The sequence below is a fragment of the Streptomyces sp. NPDC051218 genome (assembly GCF_044455475.1).
Classification (GTDB): Bacteria; Actinomycetota; Actinomycetes; order Streptomycetales; family Streptomycetaceae; genus Streptomyces.
Map to the genome: position 1 here is coordinate 280,233 of NZ_JBITEU010000012.1, position 21,090 is coordinate 301,322.

Genomic DNA, 21,090 nt, shown 5'->3' on the forward strand with positions numbered 1-21,090 from the left:
GGCCTGTGCCGTGCTTGGTGTGGTTGTTCTTGGCGGTCTGCCCGGTGCCGCCCACGCCCAGGATTCGCCCTCCCCCGCCGAGACCGCCGCCGTCGGCCAGACGTCGCCCGCGGTCCTGAAGGCCATGCAGCGGGACCTCGGGATCAGTTCGGCGCAGGCCGAGGCTCGTCTGGTCAATGAGGCCGAGGCCGGTGCCGTCGCGGGAGCCCTGCGGGTTTGCCGTCGGGCGTGACTTCGCGGGCGCCTGGGTGAGCGGTGCCACCTCGGCGCGGCTCACCGTGGCCACCACCGATGCCTCCGATGTGCCGAGGATCGAGGCCCGGGGTGCGCGGGCCGAGGTCGTGCGGCACTCCCTGGCCCAACTCGACGCCGCCAAGGCCCGGTTGGATCGCGTCGCGGACGGCAGCGCCACGCGTGACGCTCCCGTCCGGTACGTCGACGTGCCGTCCAACTCCGTCGTCCTGCGTGCCCTGCGGCCGGGCGCCGCACACTCCCTCGTCTCCGCGGCCGACATCACCCCCTCCCTCGTACGCGTCGAGAAGACCCGGGAACGGCCGCGTCCGCGCTACGACCTCGTGGGCGGCGACGCCTACTACATGGGCGGCCGGTGTTCCATCGGCTTCCCGATCACCAAGGGCACCCAGCAGGGCTTCGCCACGGCGGGCCACTGCGGGCGCGCGGGCACCGCGACCACCGGCTACAACCAGGTGGCTCAGGGCACGTTCCAGGCGTCCGTCTTCCCCGGCATGGACATGGCCTGGGTCGCCACCAACTCCCAGTGGACCGCCACCCCGTACGTGAAGGGCCAGGGCGGGCAGCGGGTCGGCGTCGGGGGCTCCACGCAGTCCCCGGTGGGTGCGTCAATCTGCCGCTCCGGCTCCACGACGGGGTGGCACTGCGGCACGATCCAGCAGCACAACACCAGCGTCACCTACCCCGAGGGCACCATCAGCGGCGTGACGCGCACGACGGTCTGCGCGGAGCCCGGCGACTCGGGCGGCTCCTACATATCCGGCAGCCAGGCGCAGGGCGTCACCTCGGGTGGGTCCGGCAACTGCTCCAGCGGCGGGACGACCTTCCACCAGCCGATCAATCCGCTCCTTCAGCAGTTCGGCCTGACGCTGAAGACCACCGGCGGCGGCGACCCCGGCCCCGGTGACCCCGACCCGGGCGGCACGTGGGCCGCGGGCAAGGTCTACGCCCCGGGTGACTCCGTCACCTACGGCGGGTCCACCTATCGCTGCCTCCAGGGACACCAAGCCCAGCCCGGCTGGGAGCCGCCGAACACCCCGGCCCCCTGGCAGCGCGCCTGACCCCGAGGGTCAGCCGAGAATGCCGCGGCCGTACGCCGTGGCCACTGCCGCGGCCCGGTCCTTGACGCCCAACTTGCCGTAGATGTGGGTGAGATGCGTCTTGACCGTGGCCTCGCTGATGAAGAGTTCCGCGGCGATCGCACGGTTCGACGTGCCCTTGGCGACGAGCGCGAGCACTGCCCGTTCGCGGGTGCTCAGCGGTTCGTTGCCGGGGGCACGCACGCGTGAGACGAGCCGGGACGCGACGGCGGGCGAGAGGACCGTGCGGCCCTGGGCCGCCGCGCGGACCGCGGTGAACAGGTCGTCGCGGGGCGCGTCCTTGAGGAGATACCCCGTCGCCCCCGCCTCGATCGCGGGCAACGTGTCGGAGTCCGTGTCGTACGTGGTGAGGACCAGGACCCGGGCGCGGGAGCCGCGCCGGTTCAGCTCGGCGATCGCGTCGACACCGCCCCCGCCCGGCATCCGCAGGTCCATCAGGACGACGTCCGGGTCCAGCCGCTCCACCAGGGCGAGGGCCTCGACGCCGTCGGCCGCCTCGCCGAGCACCTCGAAGCAGGGGTCCGAGCGGAACATGCCGCGCAGACCGTCCCGTACGACGGGATGGTCGTCGACGATGAGGAGAGTGATCACGTCAGCCATGGCGGACCAACGGTACGCGAGCCGACAGCGCGGTGCCGTGCCCCGGCTCCGACTCGACGGTGAACGAGCCCGCGACACGTTCGGCGCGCGCCCGCATCCCGTCGAGCCCGAAGCCGCCGGAGCCGCTGCGCCGCACCAGGTCCAGCGGATCGAAGCCGCGGCCGTCGTCACGCACGTCCAGGGCGACCTCGCCCTCCATGTACGAGAGGGTGACGCCCAGGCGGGTGGCGTCCGCGTGCCGGGTGGCGTTGGACAGTGCCTCCTGGACGATGCGCAGGAGGGTGGCCTCGATCTCCTCGTGCAGCGGCTCGGCGGCTCCGGTGACCGTGAAGTCGCCGCGTACACCCGTGCGTTCGGACCACTCCGCGACCGTCTTCTTCAACGCCTCGGGGAGCGCGTCGTGCTCAAGGGCCGTCGGGGAGAGGTTGTGCACGGAGCGGCGGGCCTCGCCGAGGCTGTGCCGGGCCAGGTCCGCAGCCCGGCCCAGATGCTCGCGGGCCAGGGTCGCGTCGGATGCGGCCGCGACGACCTGGAGCTGGGCGATGATGCCGGTGAGGCCCTGCGCGATGGTGTCGTGGATCTCGGCGGCGATCCTGCGCCGCTCGTCGGCGACCCCCGCCTCCCGTGCCTGGACGAGGAGTTGGGCGTGCAGGGCGGCGTTCTCGTCCATGGCCTGCTGAAGAGCGGTGTTGGTGCGTTCCAGTTCGACGATGGTGGCCGCGGCGTCGAGAGCGCGCTGGTCCTCCTGCGCCGCGAGGTGGGCGAAGACGGTGAGCAGCGCGACGTTCACCGCGAGCAGCGCGCCGAACACGGCCCAGCCCAGGTCGCCGTGGGGCGGAAGCCCGCCCGACTGGGAGCCCGCCATGATGACGGCGGTGGCGAACAGGCCGGGCTTGACCAGGCGTGGCGGCAGCAGCCGCTCGGTGCCGAAGTAGCCGACGATGGCGAAGAACGCGAAGAACGGGTTGATCCAGGTGAGGACGAAGGCGATCGCCCAGCGCAGGGCGTAGTAGACGATGCCGGCCGTCGAGGGGCCGGGACGTGAGCGGGCCAGTGGCCCCCACCACAGCTGGAGCGCCAGCGCCGCGACGATCAGGGCGCCCACCACGTACCACGCGTCGCGGCTCATGCCGATGACGACGCTCGTGGCGACGGACATGACGGTGCCGAAGCCGAGCAGGACGTAGGGGCCCCAGCGAAAGAACATGCCCCAGCGCTGCTCGATCATCTGCGTGGCGTCCGCCGTACTCGTACTCACGGTCCCAGTGTCGGTCACCTCTCGCCCCGCCCTCAGCTCACTTTCCGGATCACTCCCACCGGAACCAGCGCGCTGCCGCCGCTGAGAGGACCACGGTCCACAACGCGAGCACGCCGAGGTGGGCGAATCCGGGCCAGTTTCCTGCCGCGGCTTCGCCCAGGGCCTGGGCGGCGGCGCCGAGCGGAGTGATCTCCACGATGCGGGCGAGCGAGTCCGGCATGGCCTGCACCGGCAGCCAGACGCCCGCGCAGAACATCATCGGGAAGAAGACGGCGGAGCCGATCGCGGTCGCCGCCTTCGTCGTACGCGAGATCGCCGGGACCATGGCGCCGAGCGCGAGGCCGCACAGGATGGCGAGGAGCAGCGCGATCGCGTAGCCAAGGGCCTGGCGCGGCAGGGTCACGTCGAAGACCAGGCGGCCCACGGCCAGTGAAAGCAGGGACGAGACGAGCGCGGCGGCGCCGTGGATGCCCATCTGCGCGCCGAGCACGGCGGAGGGGCGGACCGGCGTGGCCGACATGCGGCGCAGGATGCCGCGTTCGCGGTAGCCGGTGATCAGTGGCGGCATGGCCTGGAGGCCCGCCATGATCAGGGAGAGCAGCACCGTCACGGGGACGTACACGTCGACCGACCTGAGCCCGCCGAGCGAGTCCGAGGGTTCCCGGAAGGAGGGGATCGAGCCGAGGATCGCCAGGAGGACCGTGGGGAACGCCATGATCCAGAAGAGGGAGCCGGGCTCGCGGCGGAAGATCCGGAACTCGGCCCTGAGCACGGCGGCCGATGCCCCGCGCGGTGCGACGGAGTGGGGTGCGGTGACGGCGGCGCTCATGCCGATGCTCCCGTGAGGTCGAGGAACGCGTCGTCCAACGTGGCGTCGGAGACCCGGAGTTGATGTGCGGTGATGTGGTGCCGGGCGAGCAGCGTGATGGCGGCGTCGACGGTCTCGTCGGTGCCGTTCAGGGTGTAGCGGCCGTCACGCTGATCGACGGAGATCACTCGCGGCAGCGCGGCGAGCTCCCGCTCGTCGAGCGGCGCGGACGGCGTGAAGGACATGACGGTCGATCCCGCGGCCCGGCTGATGAGGCCCGCCGGGCTGTCGAGCGCGGCGACGCGCCCCTGGTCGATGACCGCGATGCGGTCGCAGAGGCGCTGGGCCTCCTCCATGAAGTGGGTGACCAGGAGGACGGTGACGCCGCTGTCGCGTACGTCCTCGATGAGCTGCCAGGTGTCGCGGCGGGCGCGCGGGTCGAGCCCGGTGGTCAGTTCGTCGAGCACGACGACTCTCGGGTTCCCGATCAGGGCGAGCGCGATGAACAGGCGCTGCTTCTGGCCCCCGGAGAGTTTGCCGAAGCGGCTGCCCAATGTGTCGGTCAGGCGCAGGCGTTCGGCCAGGGGCCGCCAGTCGGCGGGGCTCGGGTAGAACGCGGCGTACAGCTCCAGCGCCTCGCGCACGGTGAGCTTGGCCTGCAGCTCGCTCTCCTGGAGCTGGGCGCCGAGGATGTGGGTGACCCGGTCGTGGTCGGCGACGGGGTCGAGCCCGGCGACGCGGACGGTTCCGGCGTCGGGGACACGCAGGCCCTCGACGCACTCCACGGTGGTGGTCTTGCCGGCGCCGTTCGGCCCGAGGACGCCGAAGATCTCGCCCTCCTCGACGGCGAAGGAGACACCGTCGACGACGGCCCGTCCGCCGTAGGCCTTGCGCAGGTCCCGCACTTCGATGATGGGCATGGTTCGAGCGTCGCCGCCGGAGGCGGCTCCGGGCATCGCCCATCGCGCTCGAAGCGGCATCAGCCGATCGGTTGACGGAGACGTACGACCCCTGCTCGTCCTCGGGCCTCAGGACCAGCGGACGACCGGCAACGGGCCAAAACTCGGTGGGTTCTGTCAGTGGCCATCCGTAGGCTCGCTCCCGATGCCGAAACCAGATGCACCGACCAAGGAAACGGCCGAAGAGCCCGAAGAGGGACGGGGCGGCAGGTCCGCCGCGCGGACGCTGCTGCGGCTGTGGCCGTACGTACGCCCGGTCCGAACTCGCCTGTTCGGCGCGGCGTTCGTCGCCGTCCTCGCCTCCTGTACGGGGCTCGTCTTCCCCCTCGTACTGAAGTGGCTCGTGGACGGGCCGGTGGCCGACCGGGACCTCGGTGGGGTGTGGCTCGGGGCCCTGCTGCTGCTTCTGCTCGGTTTCGCGGAGGCGTTGCTCTTCGGTCTGCGGCGGTGGCTGGTGGCCCGGCCGCTCGCCTCGGTCGAGGCGGCGATGCGGGCGGATCTCTACCGCCATCTGCAACGGCTTCCCGTGGCCTTCCACGACCGGTGGGCCTCGGGCCAGTTGCTGTCGCGCGGCACCACGGATCTGATGCTGCTGCGGATGTTCCTCGCCTTCCCGCTGACGTTCCTGGTGGTGAACGGGACGACGATCGTGGTCGGCATGGCCATCCTGCTGGCGCAGGACTGGGCGCTCGGGCTCGTGCTGCTGTCGCCGCTGGTCCCGCTGATGATCGTCTGCGCGTACGTCGAGGGCCGGTACATGGCGGTGGCGCGGCGGGCGCAGGACCAGGTCGGTGATCTGACGACGGTCGTCGAGGAGAGCGTGCTCGGCATCCGCATCATCAAGGGCTTCGGCCGCCACCGCAGTCAGGCGCGCGCGTTCCGCGAGCTCTCACACACGCTGCGGGGCACGGAGCTGGCCAAGGCGCGGCTGCTCGCGGCGATCAACGCGGTCATCATGACGCTGCCGGAGGTCGCGATCGGTGCGGCGCTGGTCCTCGGGACGGTGCAGGTGGCGGACGGCGGTCTGTCGACGGGCACGCTGGTCGCGTTCCTCTCCACGGCGCTCGCGCTGCGCTGGCCGGTGGAGTCCATCGGGTTCCTGCTGGCGATGAGCCAGGAGTCGGCGACGGCCACGGAGCGGTACTTCGAGGTGATGGACGCGGAGCCGGAATCGGTTACGGAGGTCAAGGTCACGTCTTCCGGTGGGGACTCCGCGGCGACCGGACTCCGTTTCCACGGGGTGGAGTTCCGCTACCCGGACGCGCCCGCCGACGCGCCGCCCGCGCTCGACCGCGTCGACCTGCACGTGCGCCCCGGCGAAACCCTCGCCCTGGTCGGCGCGACGGGCAGCGGCAAGACGACGCTGACGGCGCTCGTGCCCCGGTTGCACGAGGTGAGCGGGGGCCGCATCACGCTGGACGGCGAGGACATCACGGAGATGGACCGCGAGCGGCTGCGCACGCTGGTGGCGGTCGCCTTCGAGGAGCCGACGCTGTTCTCCGCGACGGTGGGCGAGAACGTCCTCATGGGCGCCGAAGAGGCCGCCGGTGACACGGAGTTGGAGCGCGCTCTTGACGTGGCGCAGGCGGACTTCGCCCACGCACTGCCGCAGGGCACGGACACGCAGGTCGGCGAGCAGGGCCTGAGCCTCTCCGGCGGCCAGCGCCAACGCCTCGCGCTGGCCCGCGCGGTGGTGGGCCGCCCGCGCTTTTTGGTGCTCGACGATCCGCTCTCGGCGCTGGACGTCCACACGGAGGCCCTGGTGGAGGCGGCCCTGCGGCGCGTCCTGAAGGACACGACGGCCCTGGTGGTGGCCCACCGCCCCTCCACGGTCCAACTGGCGGACCGCGTCGCCCTGCTCTCCAAAGGCAGGATCACCGCGGTGGGCACGCACCAGGAACTGCTGCGGGGGAACGCGGAGTACGCGTGGCTGATGTCGGGGGCGGGGGGCGCTCCCGCGGGGGGTGCTCCCGCGGGGGGTGCTTCTGCGGGGGCTTCTACGGGTGCTTCTACGGGGGCTTCTACGGGGGCCGCTCCAACGGCACGGGAAGCGGGCTCGGCGTCCGCAGGGGCGGGCATCGCGTCCGCGGAAAGTGAGGCCGCACGATGACCGCTTCGACACCGGCGTCACGGACCGCGGCTCCGGACAAGACCCCCGCCCAGGGCGGGGTCCAGCGCCCCCAGCAGCCCCCGAGCGGCGAACGGGACACCGGCAGCGCCCCCGCCGACCTCTTCGACCAGGACGCCCTGCCCGCGCCCCCCGGCGCCACCTCCGCCCTGCTTCGCTCGCTGCTCTCGGCTCTTCGTGGGCGTGTCGTGCTCGCCACCGTGTTGCTTCTGCTGCAGCAGGCCGCCGTGCAGGGCGGGCCGCTCCTCGTCGCGTACGCCATCGACCGTGGCGTGCCCGCCGTCCGTGCCGACGACTACGGGCCGCTGATCGCCATCGGCGCCGGCTATCTGCTCTGCGCGGCCGCGTCCGGCGCGTTCCAGTACGCGTTCATCGTGGCCTCCGCCCGCGTCAACCAGGACGTGCTGCTCGATCTGCGCGGGCGGATCTTCCGGCACGCGCAGGCCCTCAGCGTGGACTTCCACGAGCGGTACACCTCGGGGCGGCTCATCTCCCGGTCCACCACCGACGTGGAATCCCTGCGGGAACTCCTCAGCGAGGGGCTGCAGGAGCTGATCACCGTCATCCTGTCCTTCGTCTACATCTCGGCGATGCTGCTCTGGCTCGACCTGGGCCTCGGCGCGGTGGCGGTGGCGTCGTTCGTGCCGCTCTACCTCCTCGTACGCCGCTACCAGCGCCGCGCGGGCCCCCTCTTCGGGCGGCGGTCCACGGCGATCGCCTCCGTCATCGTGAAGTTCGCCGAGACGATGAACGGCATCCGCCCGGTCCGCGCGTTCCGCCGCGAGCGCGCCAACGAGGCCGAGTTCGGCGTGCTCAACCGCCACCATGAGCGGGCCAACGGCGACGCGATGCTGGAGATGGCGCAGTACGTCGTCGGCTCCCGGCTCGTCGCCAACACCGCCGTCGCCGGCATCGTCCTGTGGGGCGCCTACCGCGTCACCGACGACACCCTCGCGCTCGGCGTCCTCGCCGCCGCCGTGCTGTATCTGCGGCGCCTGTACGACCCGATCGACCGGCTCGGGATGTTCCTGAACTCCTACCAGTCGGCCGCCGCCTCCCTGGAGAAGGTCGCGGGGCTGCTCGCCCAGACCCCCACCGTGCCCGAGCCGCACCCCGACCGCGCCCGGCCGCTGCCCGCCCTGGCCTCCGAACACCCGGGCCGCGAGGTCGACTTCGACGGCGTACGGTTCGCCTACCGCACCGGCGGTGAGGTCCTGCCCCGCTTCGGCCTGACGCTGCCCGCCGGGCAGACCGTCGCCGTGGTCGGCTCGACCGGCGCGGGCAAGTCGACGCTCGCCAAGCTCCTTGCCCGCTTCTACGACCCGACGGAGGGCCGCGTCCTGCTCGACGGGGTCGACCTGCGCGAGCTCGCCAACGCCGAGCTGCGGCGCGGCGTGGTCATGGTGACGCAGGAGGCCTTCCTGTTCTCCGGAACCGTCGCCGAGAACATCGCCATCGGCCGCCCCGACGCCACCCGCGAGGAGATCGAACAGGCGGCGAAGGCCATCGGCGCGCATGACTTCATCACATCACTGCCGGACGGCTACGACACCGACGTACGCAAGAGAGGTGGCCGTATCTCCGCAGGTCAGCGGCAGCTGGTCGCCTTCGCGCGGGCACTGCTCGCCGACCCGGCCGTGCTGATCCTCGACGAGGCGACCAGCTCGCTCGACATCCCGGGCGAGCGGGCCGTGCAGCGCGCCATGCACACGGTGCTGCGGGGGCGTACCGCCGTGGTGATCGCCCACCGGCTCTCCACGGTGGAGATCGCCGACCGGGTGCTCGTGATGGAGCACGGCCGCGTCGTGGAGGACGGCGCCCCCGCCGAACTCATCGCGGGGCACGGCTCGTTCGCGGATCTGCACCGGGCGTGGCGGGACAGCGTGGTGGGGTAGCCGAACGCTTCAGGCCGTCACCCGCGCCCGGCCAAGGGAGTGCGGAATCAGCCACACCGCTCCGGCCCGGTGGTGCGGGGCTCTCATCGAACAATCGGGAGCCCCTCACCTCGGGCGGCCCCTCCGTATATCGAACGTGCCCCACCGGGCAGCGGACCAGTTCCGGCCAACTCTTGACGCACTCCTGACAAACAGAGCGCACCGGTGCCACTCTTCCCCTCGATTCCCAGCTCCACGTTCGCCTGCTCCACGTTCTGCCTGCTCCACGTTCTGCCTGCTCCACGTTCTGCCTTGTTCTGCCCGGACGGCACGACCGCGCCGCCCGGTCCCCCTGGCCGCGTATCCCGCGGCCACGCAGAAGGAGTCCGTGTTGAGAAGCACCTCTCACAGACCTGCCTCCCACAGACGCGCCACCGCCGCGGGCGCCCTGACCGCCGTCGCCGCCCTCATCGCGGTGGCCTTCCAGACGGGCCCGGCATCCGCCGACGACCCCGCGATATCGCAGGCCAAGACCCCGGCCGCCGCGAAGATAGGCAAGGCCGACCCCGGTTCCCTGCCCGTGAAGCTCACCCCCGCCCAGCGTGCGGCGCTCCTCAAGGACGCCAACGCCACCAAGGCGGACACGGCCAAGGACCTGGGGCTCGGCGCCAAGGAGAAGCTCGTCGTCCGTGACGTCACCAAGGACGGCGACGGCACGACGCACACGCGCTACGAGCGCACGTACGACGGCCTGCCCGTCCTCGGTGGTGACCTGGTCGTCGACGAGGCGAAGTCCGGGAAGACCGAGGGCGTCACCAAGGCCGCGAAGGCGGAGCTCAAGGGCGTCGACACCACCGCCGAGGTGAAGGCGGCGACCGCCGAGAAGCAGGCGCTCGGCGCGGCGAAGGCCGAGGGGTCGAAGAAGACCGACGCGGACCGCGAGCCGCGCAAGGTCGTCTGGATGGCCAAGGGCGAGCCGACTCTCGCGTACGAGACGGTGGTCGGCGGCCTTCAGCACGACGGCACCCCGAACGAGCTGCACGTCATCACGGACGCGGCGACCGGCAAGAAGCTCTTCCAGTGGCAGGGCATCGAGAACGGCACGGGCAACACGCAGTACAGCGGTCAAGTCACCCTGGGCACCGCGCAGTCGGGGTCCAACTACACCCTGACCGACACCGGTCGCGGCAGCCACAAGACGTACAACCTGAACCGCGGCACGTCGGGCACCGGCACGCTCTTCTCCGGGCCGGACGACGTGTGGGGCAACGGCCAGGCCTCCAACCTGGAGACGGCCGGCGCGGACGCCCACTACGGGGCGGCGCTGACCTGGGACTACTACAAGAACGTGCACGGCCGCACCGGTATCCGCGGTGACGGCGTCGGCGCGTACTCGCGGGTCCACTACGGCAACAACTACGTCAACGCGTTCTGGTCCGACGCCTGCTTCTGCATGACGTACGGCGACGGCGCGGGCAACGCCAAGCCCCTGACGTCCATCGACGTGGCCGCCCACGAGATGACCCACGGCGTGACGGCGGCCACCGGCAACATGACGTACAGCGGCGAGTCCGGTGGCCTGAACGAGGCCACGTCCGACATCTTCGCGGCGGCCGTGGAGTTCCACGCCAACAACGCGCAGGACAAGGGCGACTACTACGTCGGCGAGAAGATCGACATCAACGGCGACGGCTCGCCGCTGCGCTACATGGACAAGCCCTCCAAGGACGGCGCGTCCAAGGACTCCTGGTACTCGGGCATCGGCAACATCGACGTGCACTACTCGTCCGGTGTCGCCAACCACTTCTACTACCTCCTGAGCGAGGGCAGCGGCGCCAAGGTCATCAACGACGTCGCGTACGACTCACCCACCTCGGACGGTCTGCCCGTGGCCGGAATTGGTCGTGACAAGGCGTCGCTCATCTGGTTCAAGGCGCTGACGACGAAGTTCACCACGACCACCAACTACGCGGCGGCCCGCACCGGGACCCTCGCGGTGGCCGGTGAGCTGTACGGCACCAGCAGCACCGAGTACGCGGCGGTGGCCCACGCGTGGGCCGGCGTCAACGTCGGAGCGCGTCCCGGTGGCGGCGGTGGCACCGACTTCGAGAACACCACCGACGTCGCCATCCCGGACCGCGGCGCGGCCGTCACCTCGTCCATCAACGTCACCGGCCGCACGGGCAACGCGCCCGCCGCCCTGAAGGTCGGCGTGGACATCGTCCACACCTGGCGCGGTGACCTGGTCGTCGACCTGGTGGCCCCGGACGGCTCGACGTACCGCCTGAAGAACTCGAGTTCGTCGGACTCCGCCGACAACATCCAGGCGACCTACACGGTCAACGCCTCGTCCGAGGCGGCCAACGGCACCTGGAAGCTGAAGGTCCAGGACGTGGCCGCGCAGGACGTCGGCCGCATCAACAGCTGGAAGCTGACGTTCCCGTAGGCCCTGACCGGGCTTGAAGGGAGCACATACAGACTGCGCCGCTCCGGGTGGACCAACTCCCCGGAGCGGCGCACCCATGTGTGCCGCCGGACGCGTAACGCGCCGTTCGCATTGCGTACATGGACCATCGCTCAACGGACGATTTCTGGCCAACCTGCGGTCAGGTACCTGACATGAACCTGGCCCAACTGACACTCTTCCCTCGCACGACACAACAGAACATCTGTACACCCGCACCGCATCTTTCAGCCCGGACAGCTCCCCAACGCCGTCCGGGCCCCCCACAGAAGGAGCATGCGTGACCCCCCACATATCCCGGAAGCGCTCCACGCTGGCCATCGCCACCGCTGTCGCCGCCGGAGCTCTGCTCGCCGGCGGTCTGGCCACCGGAGCATCCGCGCAGCCCGACCGGGCAGCCGCGCCCTCCGGGGCGCCGATCGCACTCTCCTCCACGGCCCGCGCCGACCTGCTGCAGGACGCGAACGCGGACAAGGCCGCCACCGCCGAGGAGATCGGCCTCGGCGCGAAGGAGAAGCTCGTCGTTCGCGACGTCGTCAAGGACCGTGACGGCACCACGCACACCCGCTACGAGCGCACGTACGACGGCCTGCCCGTCCTCGGCGGCGACCTGGTCGTCCACGCCGCGAAGAGCGGCGCGGTCAAGAGCGTGACCAAGGCGGCCAAGGCCACCATCAAGGTCGCGTCGACCTCCGCGAAGGTCGGCGCGAAGTCGGCGGCGAAGTCCGCCGAGTCCACCGCCTCCAGGTCCGGCGACACCAAGAAGGCGGACGCGCAGACCCCGCGCAAGGTCGTCTGGGCCGCGTCCGGCAAGCCGGTCCTCGCCCACGAGACCGTCGTCACCGGCGTCCAGAAGGACGGCACGCCCAGCAAGCTGCACGTCATCACCGACGCGGCCACGGGCAAGAAGCTCTTCCAGTACCAGGCCATCGAGAACGGCGCGGGCCACAGCCAGTACAGCGGCGACGTCGAGGTCGGCTCCAAGAAGGGCGCGAACGGCTTCGACCTGACCGACGACTCGCGCGGCGGCCACTCGACGTACGACCTGGCGCATAGCCAGAGCGGCGAGGGCAAGCTCGTCACGGACGAGGACGACACCTGGGGCACCGGAAAGCCGGAGGACGCCCAGACCGCCGCCGTCGACGCCGCCTACGGCGCCCAGTTGACCTGGGACTACTACAAGGCCGTGCACGGCCGTGAGGGCATCAAGGGCGACGGCAAGGGCGCGACCTCCCGTGTCCACTACGGCAACGCGTACGTCAACGCCTTCTGGGACGACAGCTGCTTCTGCATGACGTACGGCGACGGCGAGGGCGACAAGAAGCCCCTCACGTCGATGGACGTCGCGGCGCACGAGATGACGCACGGCGTCACCTCGGCGACCGGCAACATGGAGTACAGCGGTGAGTCCGGCGGCCTGAACGAGGCCACGTCCGACATCTTCGCGGCGGCGGTCGAGTTCAACGCCAAGAACGCCGAGGACGTCCCGGACTACATGGTCGGCGAGAAGATCGACATCAACGGCGACGGTACGCCGCTGCGCTACATGGACAAGCCCTCCAAGGACGGCAACTCCCTGGACAACTGGAGCGCGGAGGCGGGCAACGTAGACGTCCACTACTCCTCGGGCATCGCCAACCACTTCTTCTACCTCCTCTCGGAGGGCAGCGGCGCCAAGGAGATCAACGGCGTCAAGTACGACTCCCCGACCGCGGACGGCTCCAAGGTCGAGGGCATCGGCCGCGACAAGGCGGAGAAGATCTGGTTCAAGGCCCTGACGTCGTACTTCACGACGACGACGGACTACAAGGCGGCCCGCGAGGGCACCTTGAAGGCGGCCACGGACCTGTACGGCGCGGACTCGGCCGAGGCCAAGGGCGTGGCGGCGGCCTGGACGGGCGTGAACGTCAAGTAGTTCCTGCAAGGTTGTTCCCGGTTGCGGGCGCCGGACGGGCTGGAATCCTCCAGCCCGTCCGGCGTTTCCCGTTCCCGCAGCGCCGCCCTTACCGCAACAACACCCCCGCAGCCTCCCCCGTCCCCTCCGACGGCACCGCTACCAACCCCAACTCGGCCCCGCTGGCCAGCAGTCGGTGGGAGGGCAGGATCCGCACCGTGTAGCCGAACGGACCCGGGCGGTCCAGGGACAGGGGGCCCTCGTAGAGGCGGCGGCCCTCCGTGTCGGGGCCGCCCACCGGTTTCAGTGGCACCGGGACCGCGTCGGCGATGACGTCCTCGGGGTCGACGCGGCCCGCGATCGTCTGGACCTCCACGTCGTCCGGGGTCAGCTCACCCAGATGTACGCGGACCCGCAGCGAGAGCGTGCCGCCCAGTTCGGCGGTAGTTCCCGTCGCCGTCGCCTCGACGTGGTCGACGGCCACCCGCGGCCAGGCGGCACGGACCCGCGCCTTCCAGGAGGCGAGCTCCCCCGCGGCATCCGCGCCCAGCGTGCGGTGCGCCCGCGCGGCGGGGACGTACAGCTGCTCCACGTAGTCACGCACCATCCGGCCCGCGAGCACCTTCGGACCGAGACGGGTCAGCGTCCGGCGCACCATCTCGATCCACCGGTCGGGCAGGCCGCCGGGCCCCTGCTCGTAGAAGCGGGGCGTGATCCTGCGCTCCAGGAGGTCGTACAGCGCCGCCGCCTCCAGGTCGTCGCGCCGGTCGTCGTCCGTCGCCGCCCCGTCCGCCGTGGGGATCGCCCATCCGAAGTCCGGCTCGAACCACTCGTCCCACCAGCCGTCGAGGACCGACAGGTTGAGGCAGCCGTTCAGGGCCGCCTTCATCCCGCTCGTCCCGCACGCCTCCAGCGGACGGAGCGGGTTGTTCAGCCACACGTCGCACCCGGGATAGAGCTTCTGCGCCATCGCCATGCCGTAGTCCGGCAGGAACACGATGCGGCCCCGCACCCGCGGATCGTCCGTGAAGCGCACCAGCTCCTGGATGAGCCGCTTGCCCCCGTCGTCCGCGGGATGCGCCTTGCCCGCCACCACGATCTGGATCGGCCTCTCCGGGTGCGTGAGCAGCTCCATCAGCCGGTCGCGGTCCCGCAGCATCAGCGTCAGGCGTTTGTACGAGGGGACGCGGCGCGCGAAGCCGATCGTCAGGACGTCCGGGTCCAGTACGTCGTCGATCCACCCCAACTCGGCGCTCGCCGCGCCCCGTTGATGCCACGACGCGTACAGCCGCCGCCTGACCTCCGTCACCAGCTGGCCCCGCAGCTCACGCCGCAGCTCCCAGATGTCCGCGTCCTGGATCTCGGCGACCGCGTCCCACCGGTCCGAGCCGCCCACCGACAGCGCGTCCTCGGTGCGCTGGGCTCCGATCTGGCGCGCGCCGAGCCGGAACACCTCGGGAGCGACCCAGGTAGGGGCGTGCACGCCGTTCGTGACGGAGGCGATCGGCACCTCATCGGCGTTGAATCCCGGCCACAGGCCCGCGAACATGTCGCGGCTCACCTTGCCGTGCAGGGTGGAGACCCCGTTGGCGCAGCGCCCGAGCCGCAGGCCCATCACCGCCATGTTGAAGAGGTTGGGCTCCCCGCCGGGGTACGTCTCCATGCCGAGCCGCAGGATGCGCTCGACGTCGATGCGGGGCAGCTCGGCGTCCGGGCCGAAGTGCCGGGCGACCAGCTCACGGTCGAAGCGGTCGATCCCGGCGGGGACGGGGGTGTGGGTGGTGAAGACGGTCCCGGCCCGGACGGCTTCGAGCGACGCGTCGAACTCCACGCCACCGCCGACGAGTTCGTGGATGCGCTCAAGCCCCTGGAACCCCGCGTGACCTTCGTTCGTGTGGAAGACCTCGGGCTCGGGGTGCCCGCTCAGCCGGCAGTACGTCCTGACGGCACGCACCCCGCCGATGCCGAGCAGCATCTCCTGGAGCAGCCGGTGCTCGCTGCCGCCGCCGTACAGCCGGTCGGTCACCTCGCGGGCCGCGGGGTCGTTCTCCTCGACGTCCGAGTCGAGCATCAGCAGCGGTACGCGCCCGACACTGGCCTGCCAGACATGGGCGCGCAGCGAACGCCCCCCGGGCAACGCGATCGCCACCAGGCTCGGGGTGCCGTCGGGCTCGCGCAGGAGGGAGAGGGGCAGCTCGTTCGGGTCGAGCACCGGGTAGGTCTCCTGCTGCCAGCCGTCACGGGACAGGGACTGGTGGAAGTAGCCGTGCCGGTAGAGCAGCCCGACCCCGATGAGCGGAAGCCCGAGGTCGCTCGCCGCCTTCAGGTGGTCGCCCGCGAGGATGCCGAGCCCGCCCGAGTACTGCGGAAGGGCGGCGGTGATGCCGAACTCGGGCGAGAAGTAGGCGACGGCGCGCGGCAGTTCACCGCCGCGCCCGGCGGCCTGCTCCTGATACCAGCGGGCCCCGGTGACGTACTCCCGGAGCCCGTCCGATGCCTCGGCGAGCCTGCGCAGGAAGGGCTCGTCCCCGGCGAGCCGGGCGAGTCGCGCGGGCGGCACACTGCCGAGCAGCCGCACGGGGTCGCCGCCGGATGCGGCCCACCGCTCGGGGTCGACGGCCTCGAACAGTTCACGGGTTCCGGTGTGCCAGGACCAGCGCAGGTTGCGCGCGAGCTCCGACAGCGGAGCAAGGGGTTCGGGAAGGGCGGGACGTACGGTGAATCGACGGATGGCCTTCATCACGGTGCACCTCTGCCGTAGCGTCTGACGGGGCGTATGCAGGGCTTTCGTACCTCGCGTATCGCCGTACCGCACAGACGTTAGCGGTGCGCCGCCGCTGTCACCACGGCGCACGGGGAGCACGACCCTCATGGCCGTGTCATCGCCGCCACGATCGCTGCCGTGTCCCAGTAGAACGGCCGCACCTCCGTGATCCGTCCCGCCCGCACCGTGATCGTCTGGAGCACGGGGAAGGCGAGTTCGCGCCCCGTGGCGCGGGTCCTCGCGTGGACCTGGGTGTGGACCACCGCCGTCTCGCCCGTGGCCAGGAACTCCTGTTCGCCGATCTCGAAGGATGCCCACGCCTCGGCCATGGCGAGGAGGAAGCGGGCCATGCCGTCGTGGCCGCGCCATGTGCCTCCGTACGGGAGGGCCGGTGCCTGGTGCATCACGACGTCGGGGGCGAAATAGGGCGCCAGTAGGTCGAACGAGGCGCTGCCCGGACCGCCGGCCGCCAGGTAGCGGGACTCCGCCTCGTACATGCCGGTCAGGACGGACAGGATGGACAGGGAGTCGGACGCGGAAGCTTTGTGCTCGGTGGTCATGCCCGTCAGCCTGGCCGTTTCCCCGTCGGCTGACCGGCGGGAATCGGACGTCGAACTGCCGACGGTCACCCCGTGGACCCGCACCTATCGCAGGCGTCCTGAATCCGTCCGGAAATCGGCGCAACCCTCACAGCACCCCCACGGGCGGTATGGCCGATTCCCCCACGCCGTGTGGTCTTGTAGGGCCTCACGCCGCACGAGAGGCTGCCAAGTGGCGCTCGTGGAGGATACGGGGAATCCGGCACAGACCGCTCCAACTCCGCGAGTCGCACGTCAAGTTGGGGAGGGAAACCAGCGTATGACTCTGTCGCGCACGAAGCGTGTGCGGTGGGCCGGAGCCGTCACCGCCGCCACCACGGCGGCGGTGCTTTCGGCCAGCACGCTGCCCGCACACGCCGCTCCCGCCGATGCCGCCGCTCCCGCCGATGCCCCGCTGGGGAAGATACTCGGCGCCGGGGAGCCCGGTTCCATCAGCGGAAGTTACATCGTCACGCTCAAGGGCGGGACCGAGGCCCCGTCCGGCGCGGGCAAGGGCCTCGCCTCGAAGTACGGGGCGGAAATACGTCACACCTACAGCACCGCGCTCAACGGGTATGCGGTGAAGGCCGGTTCGGACCAGGCCAAGAGGCTCGCCGGCGACTCCAGGGTCGCCTCCGTCGTCCAGGACAGCATCGTGTCCCTGGACCACACCCAGAAGAATCCGCCCTCCTGGGGGCTCGACCGGATCGACCAGAAGGGTCTTCCGCTCGACAAGTCGTACACCTCGCCCGAGTCGTCGGGCCAGGGCGTGACGGCGTACGTCATCGACACCGGCATCCGCACGTCGCACCAGGACTTCGGTGGGCGTGCGAGCAGCGGCTGGGACTTCATCGACGACGACGCGACGGCGCAGGACGGCAACGGGCACGGTACGCACGTCTCGGCGACCGTCGCGGGCGCGAGCCACGGCGTCGCCAAGAAGGCGGACGTCGTGGGCGTCCGGGTGCTCGACGACGCGGGGTCGGGGACGACCGCGCAGGTCATCGCGGGCATCGACTGGGTGACGAAGAACGCGAAGAAGCCCGCCGTCGCCAACCTCAGCCTCGGTGGCACGGCCAACGCCCAGTTGGACGCCGCCGTACGCAACTCGATCGCGTCCGGGGTTACTTACACGGTGGCGGCGGGCAACGACGGGCTCCCCGCGTTCCTGTTCTCGCCGGCCCGCGTGAAGGAAGCGGTCACGGTGGGCGCGAGTGACGTCAAGGACGCGAGGGCGAGCTTCTCCAACTGGGGCGGCAGCCTGGACCTGTTCGCGCCGGGCGTCGGGATCGCCTCCGCGTGGAACACGAGTGACTCCGCCACCCACACCATCTCGGGTACGTCGATGGCCTCGCCGCACGCGGCGGGCGCTGCGGCGCTCTACCTCGCCGATCACCCATCGGCCACACCCGCCGAGGTGAGCAAGGCGCTGTCCGACCGGGCGGCGCCGGGCAAGGTGACGGGCGCCGGACTCGGCTCCCCGAACAAGTTGCTGCAGGTCAACAACTCCTAGAGCACAAGGCACCCTGGAACCGGCCCCGTCGTACACGGCGGGGCCGGTTCTGTGTGTAACCCCTCATGCGCGGTGCGGACTTGCCTCCGACGCCATCCCGAAGCACCCTCGATAGGGCGCCGTCCTGTTTTCGGGGCCTTACGCACCAGTAGTTAACAATGCGGCCGATTGCCCACCCGAAGTTGTGGGGAAGGCTCCCCCGGTACGCACACGGCTCAGTACGGTCAGTCACGGCTCAGTACGGCCCCACAAGCGCGGCACGCAGTCGCTGAACCCCTCCACACCCCCGTATCCGCCCCACTCATGAAACGCGGACAGGAGCGGTCATGCCCTCAACTCGCCCGTCGGCGAAACCCTCGGGAAAGGCCACGACAAAGGTGCCCAAACCCCCGGTGCCACAGCAGGATTCGGCGCCACAGCAGGACCACGCACCACAGCAGGACCCGGCACCACAGCAGGGCCCGCAAGGCCCGCAGCACCAGCCGCCCCCACCCCTCACCGGCCGCATACCCGTCCTCGACATCGCGCCCCGCGTCCACGGCGGGCGGCGGCCCGCCAAAGCCGTGGTGGGCGAGACGTTCCAGGTCACCGCCACCGTCTTCCGCGAGGGGCACGAGGCGGTCGCCGCCAATGTCGTGCTGCGGGACCCGGAAGGCCGCCCCGGGCCATGGACACCCATGTGCGAACTTGCCCCCGGCACCGACCGCTGGGGCGCGGACGTCACTCCGGACGCCGAGGGGAACTGGACGTTCGCCGTCGAGGCGTGGGGCGATCCCGTCACCCAGTGGCGGGACCACGCGCAGATCAAGATACCGGCGGGCATCGACACCGAACTGGTCCTGGAGGAAGGCGCCCGCCTGCACGAACGTGCCGCTGCCGGAGCCCCGGCGAGCAAGGGCCGCCGTGCCACACTCCGCGCCGCCGCCAAGGCCCTGCGCGACACGGAACGCCCCGCAGCCGCCCGCCTCGCCGCGGCTCTCACCCCGGAGGTGGACGCGGTCCTCGCCGAGCATCCGCTGCGCGAACTCGTCACGGAGTCCGAGTGGTTGCCGCTGCTGGTGGAGCGGGAGCGGGCGTTGTTCGGTTCCTGGTACGAGTTCTTCCCGCGCTCGGAGGGCGCCGTCGTCCGCGAGGGCCAGGCCCCGAAGTCGGGCACCTTCCGTACCGCCGCCGAGCGGCTTCCGGCCATCGCCGCGATGGGCTTCGACGTCGTCTACCTGCCGCCGATCCACCCCATCGGGACCACCTTCCGCAAGGGTCCCAACAACTCGCTGTCCCCCGGCCCGCACGACGTGGGCGTGCCCTGGGCCATCGGCTCCCCCGAGGGCGGCCACGACGCGATCCACCCCGCCCTGGGCACGCTGGCCGACTTCGACGCCTTCGTACGCCGCGCCACGGACCTGCACCTCGAAGTCGCCCTGGACTTCGCCCTGCAGTGCTCCCCCGACCACCCCTGGGTCAACAAACACCCCGAGTGGTTCCAGCACCGCGCCGACGGCTCCATCGCCTACGCGGAGAACCCGCCCAAGAAGTACCAGGACATCTACCCCCTGGCGTTCGACCGCGACATGCCGGGCCTGGTCGTCGAGACCGTACGCCTGCTGCGGTTCTGGATGGACCACGGCGTGCGCATCTTCCGCGTCGACAATCCGCACACCAAGCCGGTCGCCTTCTGGGAGCAGGTCCTGGGCGACATCAACCGCACCGACCCTGACGTCATCTTCCTGGCGGAGGCCTTCACCCGCCCCGCCATGATGCGCACCCTCGCCGCGATCGGCTTCCAGCAGTCCTACACGTACTTCACCTGGCGCAACACCAAGGGCGAACTAACCGACTACGCCGAGGAGTTGTCGGGCGAGACCGCGCACTACCTCCGGCCGAACTTCTTCGTCAACACCCCGGACATCCTGCACGCCTATCTCCAGGACGGCGGGCGCCCCGCCTTCGAGGCCCGCGCGGTGCTCGCCGCGACCCTCGCGCCGACGTGGGGCGTCTACAGCGGATACGAACTGTGTGAGAACGCCCCGGTCCGGGCCGGAAGCGAGGAGTATCTGAACTCGGAGAAGTACCAACTGCGCCCGCGCGACTGGGAGTCGGCAGAGCGCACGGGCACCACCATCGCGCCTCTCATCACCACGCTGAACCGCGTGCGGCGCACCAACCCCGCCCTGCGGCAACTGCGTGGCCTGCACTTCCACCCCACGGACCAGGAAGCAGTGATCGCGTACTCGAAAACGGCCCAGGACAAGGACGGATCGAACACGGTTCTGGTGGTCGTGAACCTCGACGCCCACCACACCCAGGAGGCCACGGTCTCGTTGGACATGCCGAAACTCGGCCTCCCCTGGCACGAGACCGTGCCGGTGCGCGACGAGCTCACCGGCGACACCTACCACTGGGGCAGGACCAACTATGTGCGCCTCGAGCCGGGCCGCGCGCCCGCGCACATTCTTCGCGTCCTGCGACCGTCCTCACCGTTGATCGGAGGGTCACCCACACCATGATCATCAATGAGCCCGTCCAGGACACATTCGAGGACACGCCCGCCAAGGACCGCGATCCCGAATGGTTCAAGCGCGCCGTCTTCTACGAGGTCCTTGTCCGCTCCTTCCAGGACAGCAACGGCGACGGCATCGGCGACCTCAAGGGCATCACCGCCAAGCTGGACTATCTGCAGTGGCTGGGCGTCGACTGCCTGTGGCTGCCGCCGTTCTTCAAGTCGCCTCTGCGGGACGGCGGTTACGACGTCTCGGACTACACCGCCGTCCTCCCGGAATTCGGCGACCTCGCCGACTTCGTGGAGTTCGTGGACTCCGCGCATCAGCGGGGCATGCGCGTGATCATCGACTTCGTGATGAACCACACCAGCGACCAGCACCCGTGGTTCCAGGCCTCACG

The 21,090-nt window shown here is 70.7% G+C and carries 13 protein-coding genes and 1 pseudogene; 8 read left to right on the forward strand and 6 right to left on the reverse strand.

Annotated elements, in window-relative coordinates; genetic code table 11:
• Positions 1 to 10 precede the first annotated feature (10 nt).
• Positions 11 to 1,313: pseudogene (locus ACIBCK_RS33410) on the forward strand (carbohydrate-binding protein).
• 9 nt (positions 1,314 to 1,322) lie between these two features.
• Here ACIBCK_RS33410 and ACIBCK_RS33415 read toward each other — a convergent pair.
• The 4 genes from ACIBCK_RS33415 to ACIBCK_RS33430 form a co-directional block, all read right to left on the reverse strand.
• On the reverse strand, positions 1,323 to 1,952 hold the full coding sequence (locus ACIBCK_RS33415; protein WP_399396305.1) for a response regulator: 630 nt from the start codon (positions 1,950 to 1,952) through the stop codon (positions 1,323 to 1,325).
• Positions 1,945 to 3,180: a sensor histidine kinase gene (locus tag ACIBCK_RS33420; protein WP_399396351.1), complete on the reverse strand. Its 1,236-nt coding sequence runs from the start codon at positions 3,178 to 3,180 to the stop codon at positions 1,945 to 1,947. Before ACIBCK_RS33420 ends, ACIBCK_RS33415 begins: the two co-directional genes overlap by 8 nt.
• 79 nt (positions 3,181 to 3,259) lie before the next feature.
• Positions 3,260 to 4,039: an ABC transporter permease gene (locus tag ACIBCK_RS33425; protein WP_399396307.1), complete on the reverse strand. Its 780-nt coding sequence runs from the start codon at positions 4,037 to 4,039 to the stop codon at positions 3,260 to 3,262.
• Positions 4,036 to 4,938: an ABC transporter ATP-binding protein gene (locus ACIBCK_RS33430; RefSeq protein ID WP_399396308.1), complete on the reverse strand. Its 903-nt coding sequence runs from the start codon at positions 4,936 to 4,938 to the stop codon at positions 4,036 to 4,038. The genes ACIBCK_RS33425 and ACIBCK_RS33430 overlap by 4 nt, the downstream gene beginning before the upstream one ends.
• A 184-nt stretch (positions 4,939 to 5,122) precedes the next feature.
• On the opposite strand from ACIBCK_RS33430, the gene ACIBCK_RS33435 reads away from it, so the two are divergent.
• The 4 genes from ACIBCK_RS33435 to ACIBCK_RS33450 all read left to right on the forward strand — a co-directional run bounded on the left by ACIBCK_RS33435 (position 5,123) and on the right by ACIBCK_RS33450 (position 13,358).
• Positions 5,123 to 7,087: an ABC transporter ATP-binding protein gene (locus ACIBCK_RS33435; RefSeq protein ID WP_399396310.1), complete on the forward strand. Its 1,965-nt coding sequence runs from the start codon at positions 5,123 to 5,125 to the stop codon at positions 7,085 to 7,087.
• Positions 7,084 to 9,000 carry an ABC transporter ATP-binding protein gene (locus tag ACIBCK_RS33440; protein ID WP_399396312.1) on the forward strand — a complete coding sequence of 639 codons (1,917 nt, stop codon included), beginning with the start codon at positions 7,084 to 7,086 and terminating at the stop codon, positions 8,998 to 9,000. Before ACIBCK_RS33435 ends, ACIBCK_RS33440 begins: the two co-directional genes overlap by 4 nt.
• 370 nt (positions 9,001 to 9,370) lie before the next feature.
• The gene (locus ACIBCK_RS33445) at positions 9,371 to 11,425 is read left to right on the forward strand and encodes a M4 family metallopeptidase (protein ID WP_399396314.1); all 2,055 of its coding nucleotides are present in this window, start codon (positions 9,371 to 9,373) and stop codon (positions 11,423 to 11,425) included.
• A 298-nt stretch (positions 11,426 to 11,723) separates the two neighbouring features.
• Positions 11,724 to 13,358, forward strand: coding sequence for a M4 family metallopeptidase (locus ACIBCK_RS33450; protein ID WP_399396316.1), 1,635 nt, complete (start codon positions 11,724 to 11,726; stop codon positions 13,356 to 13,358).
• A gap of 88 nt (positions 13,359 to 13,446) precedes the next feature.
• Here ACIBCK_RS33450 and glgP read toward each other — a convergent pair whose 3' ends face one another.
• On the reverse strand, positions 13,447 to 16,077 hold the full coding sequence (glgP, locus tag ACIBCK_RS33455) for an alpha-glucan family phosphorylase (protein ID WP_399396318.1): 2,631 nt from the start codon (positions 16,075 to 16,077) through the stop codon (positions 13,447 to 13,449).
• Between the two features lie 128 nt (positions 16,078 to 16,205).
• Positions 16,206 to 16,661, reverse strand: a complete 456-nt coding sequence (locus ACIBCK_RS33460; protein ID WP_399396319.1) for a nuclear transport factor 2 family protein — start codon at positions 16,659 to 16,661, stop codon at positions 16,206 to 16,208.
• Positions 16,662 to 16,959: 298 nt separating this feature from the next.
• Here ACIBCK_RS33460 and ACIBCK_RS33465 point away from each other — a divergent pair, with 298 nt between their 5' ends.
• The 3 genes from ACIBCK_RS33465 to ACIBCK_RS33475 all read left to right on the forward strand — a co-directional run.
• The gene (locus ACIBCK_RS33465; RefSeq protein WP_399396321.1) at positions 16,960 to 18,192 is read left to right on the forward strand and encodes a S8 family peptidase; all 1,233 of its coding nucleotides are present in this window, start codon (positions 16,960 to 16,962) and stop codon (positions 18,190 to 18,192) included.
• Between the two features lie 326 nt (positions 18,193 to 18,518).
• Complete coding sequence (locus tag ACIBCK_RS33470) at positions 18,519 to 20,696, forward strand: alpha-1,4-glucan--maltose-1-phosphate maltosyltransferase (protein WP_399396323.1); 2,178 nt, start codon at positions 18,519 to 18,521, stop codon at positions 20,694 to 20,696.
• The coding region (locus ACIBCK_RS33475; RefSeq protein ID WP_399396324.1) for an alpha-amylase family glycosyl hydrolase at positions 20,693 to 21,090 on the forward strand (398 nt) is incomplete at its 3' end. The genes ACIBCK_RS33470 and ACIBCK_RS33475, both read left to right, overlap by 4 nt.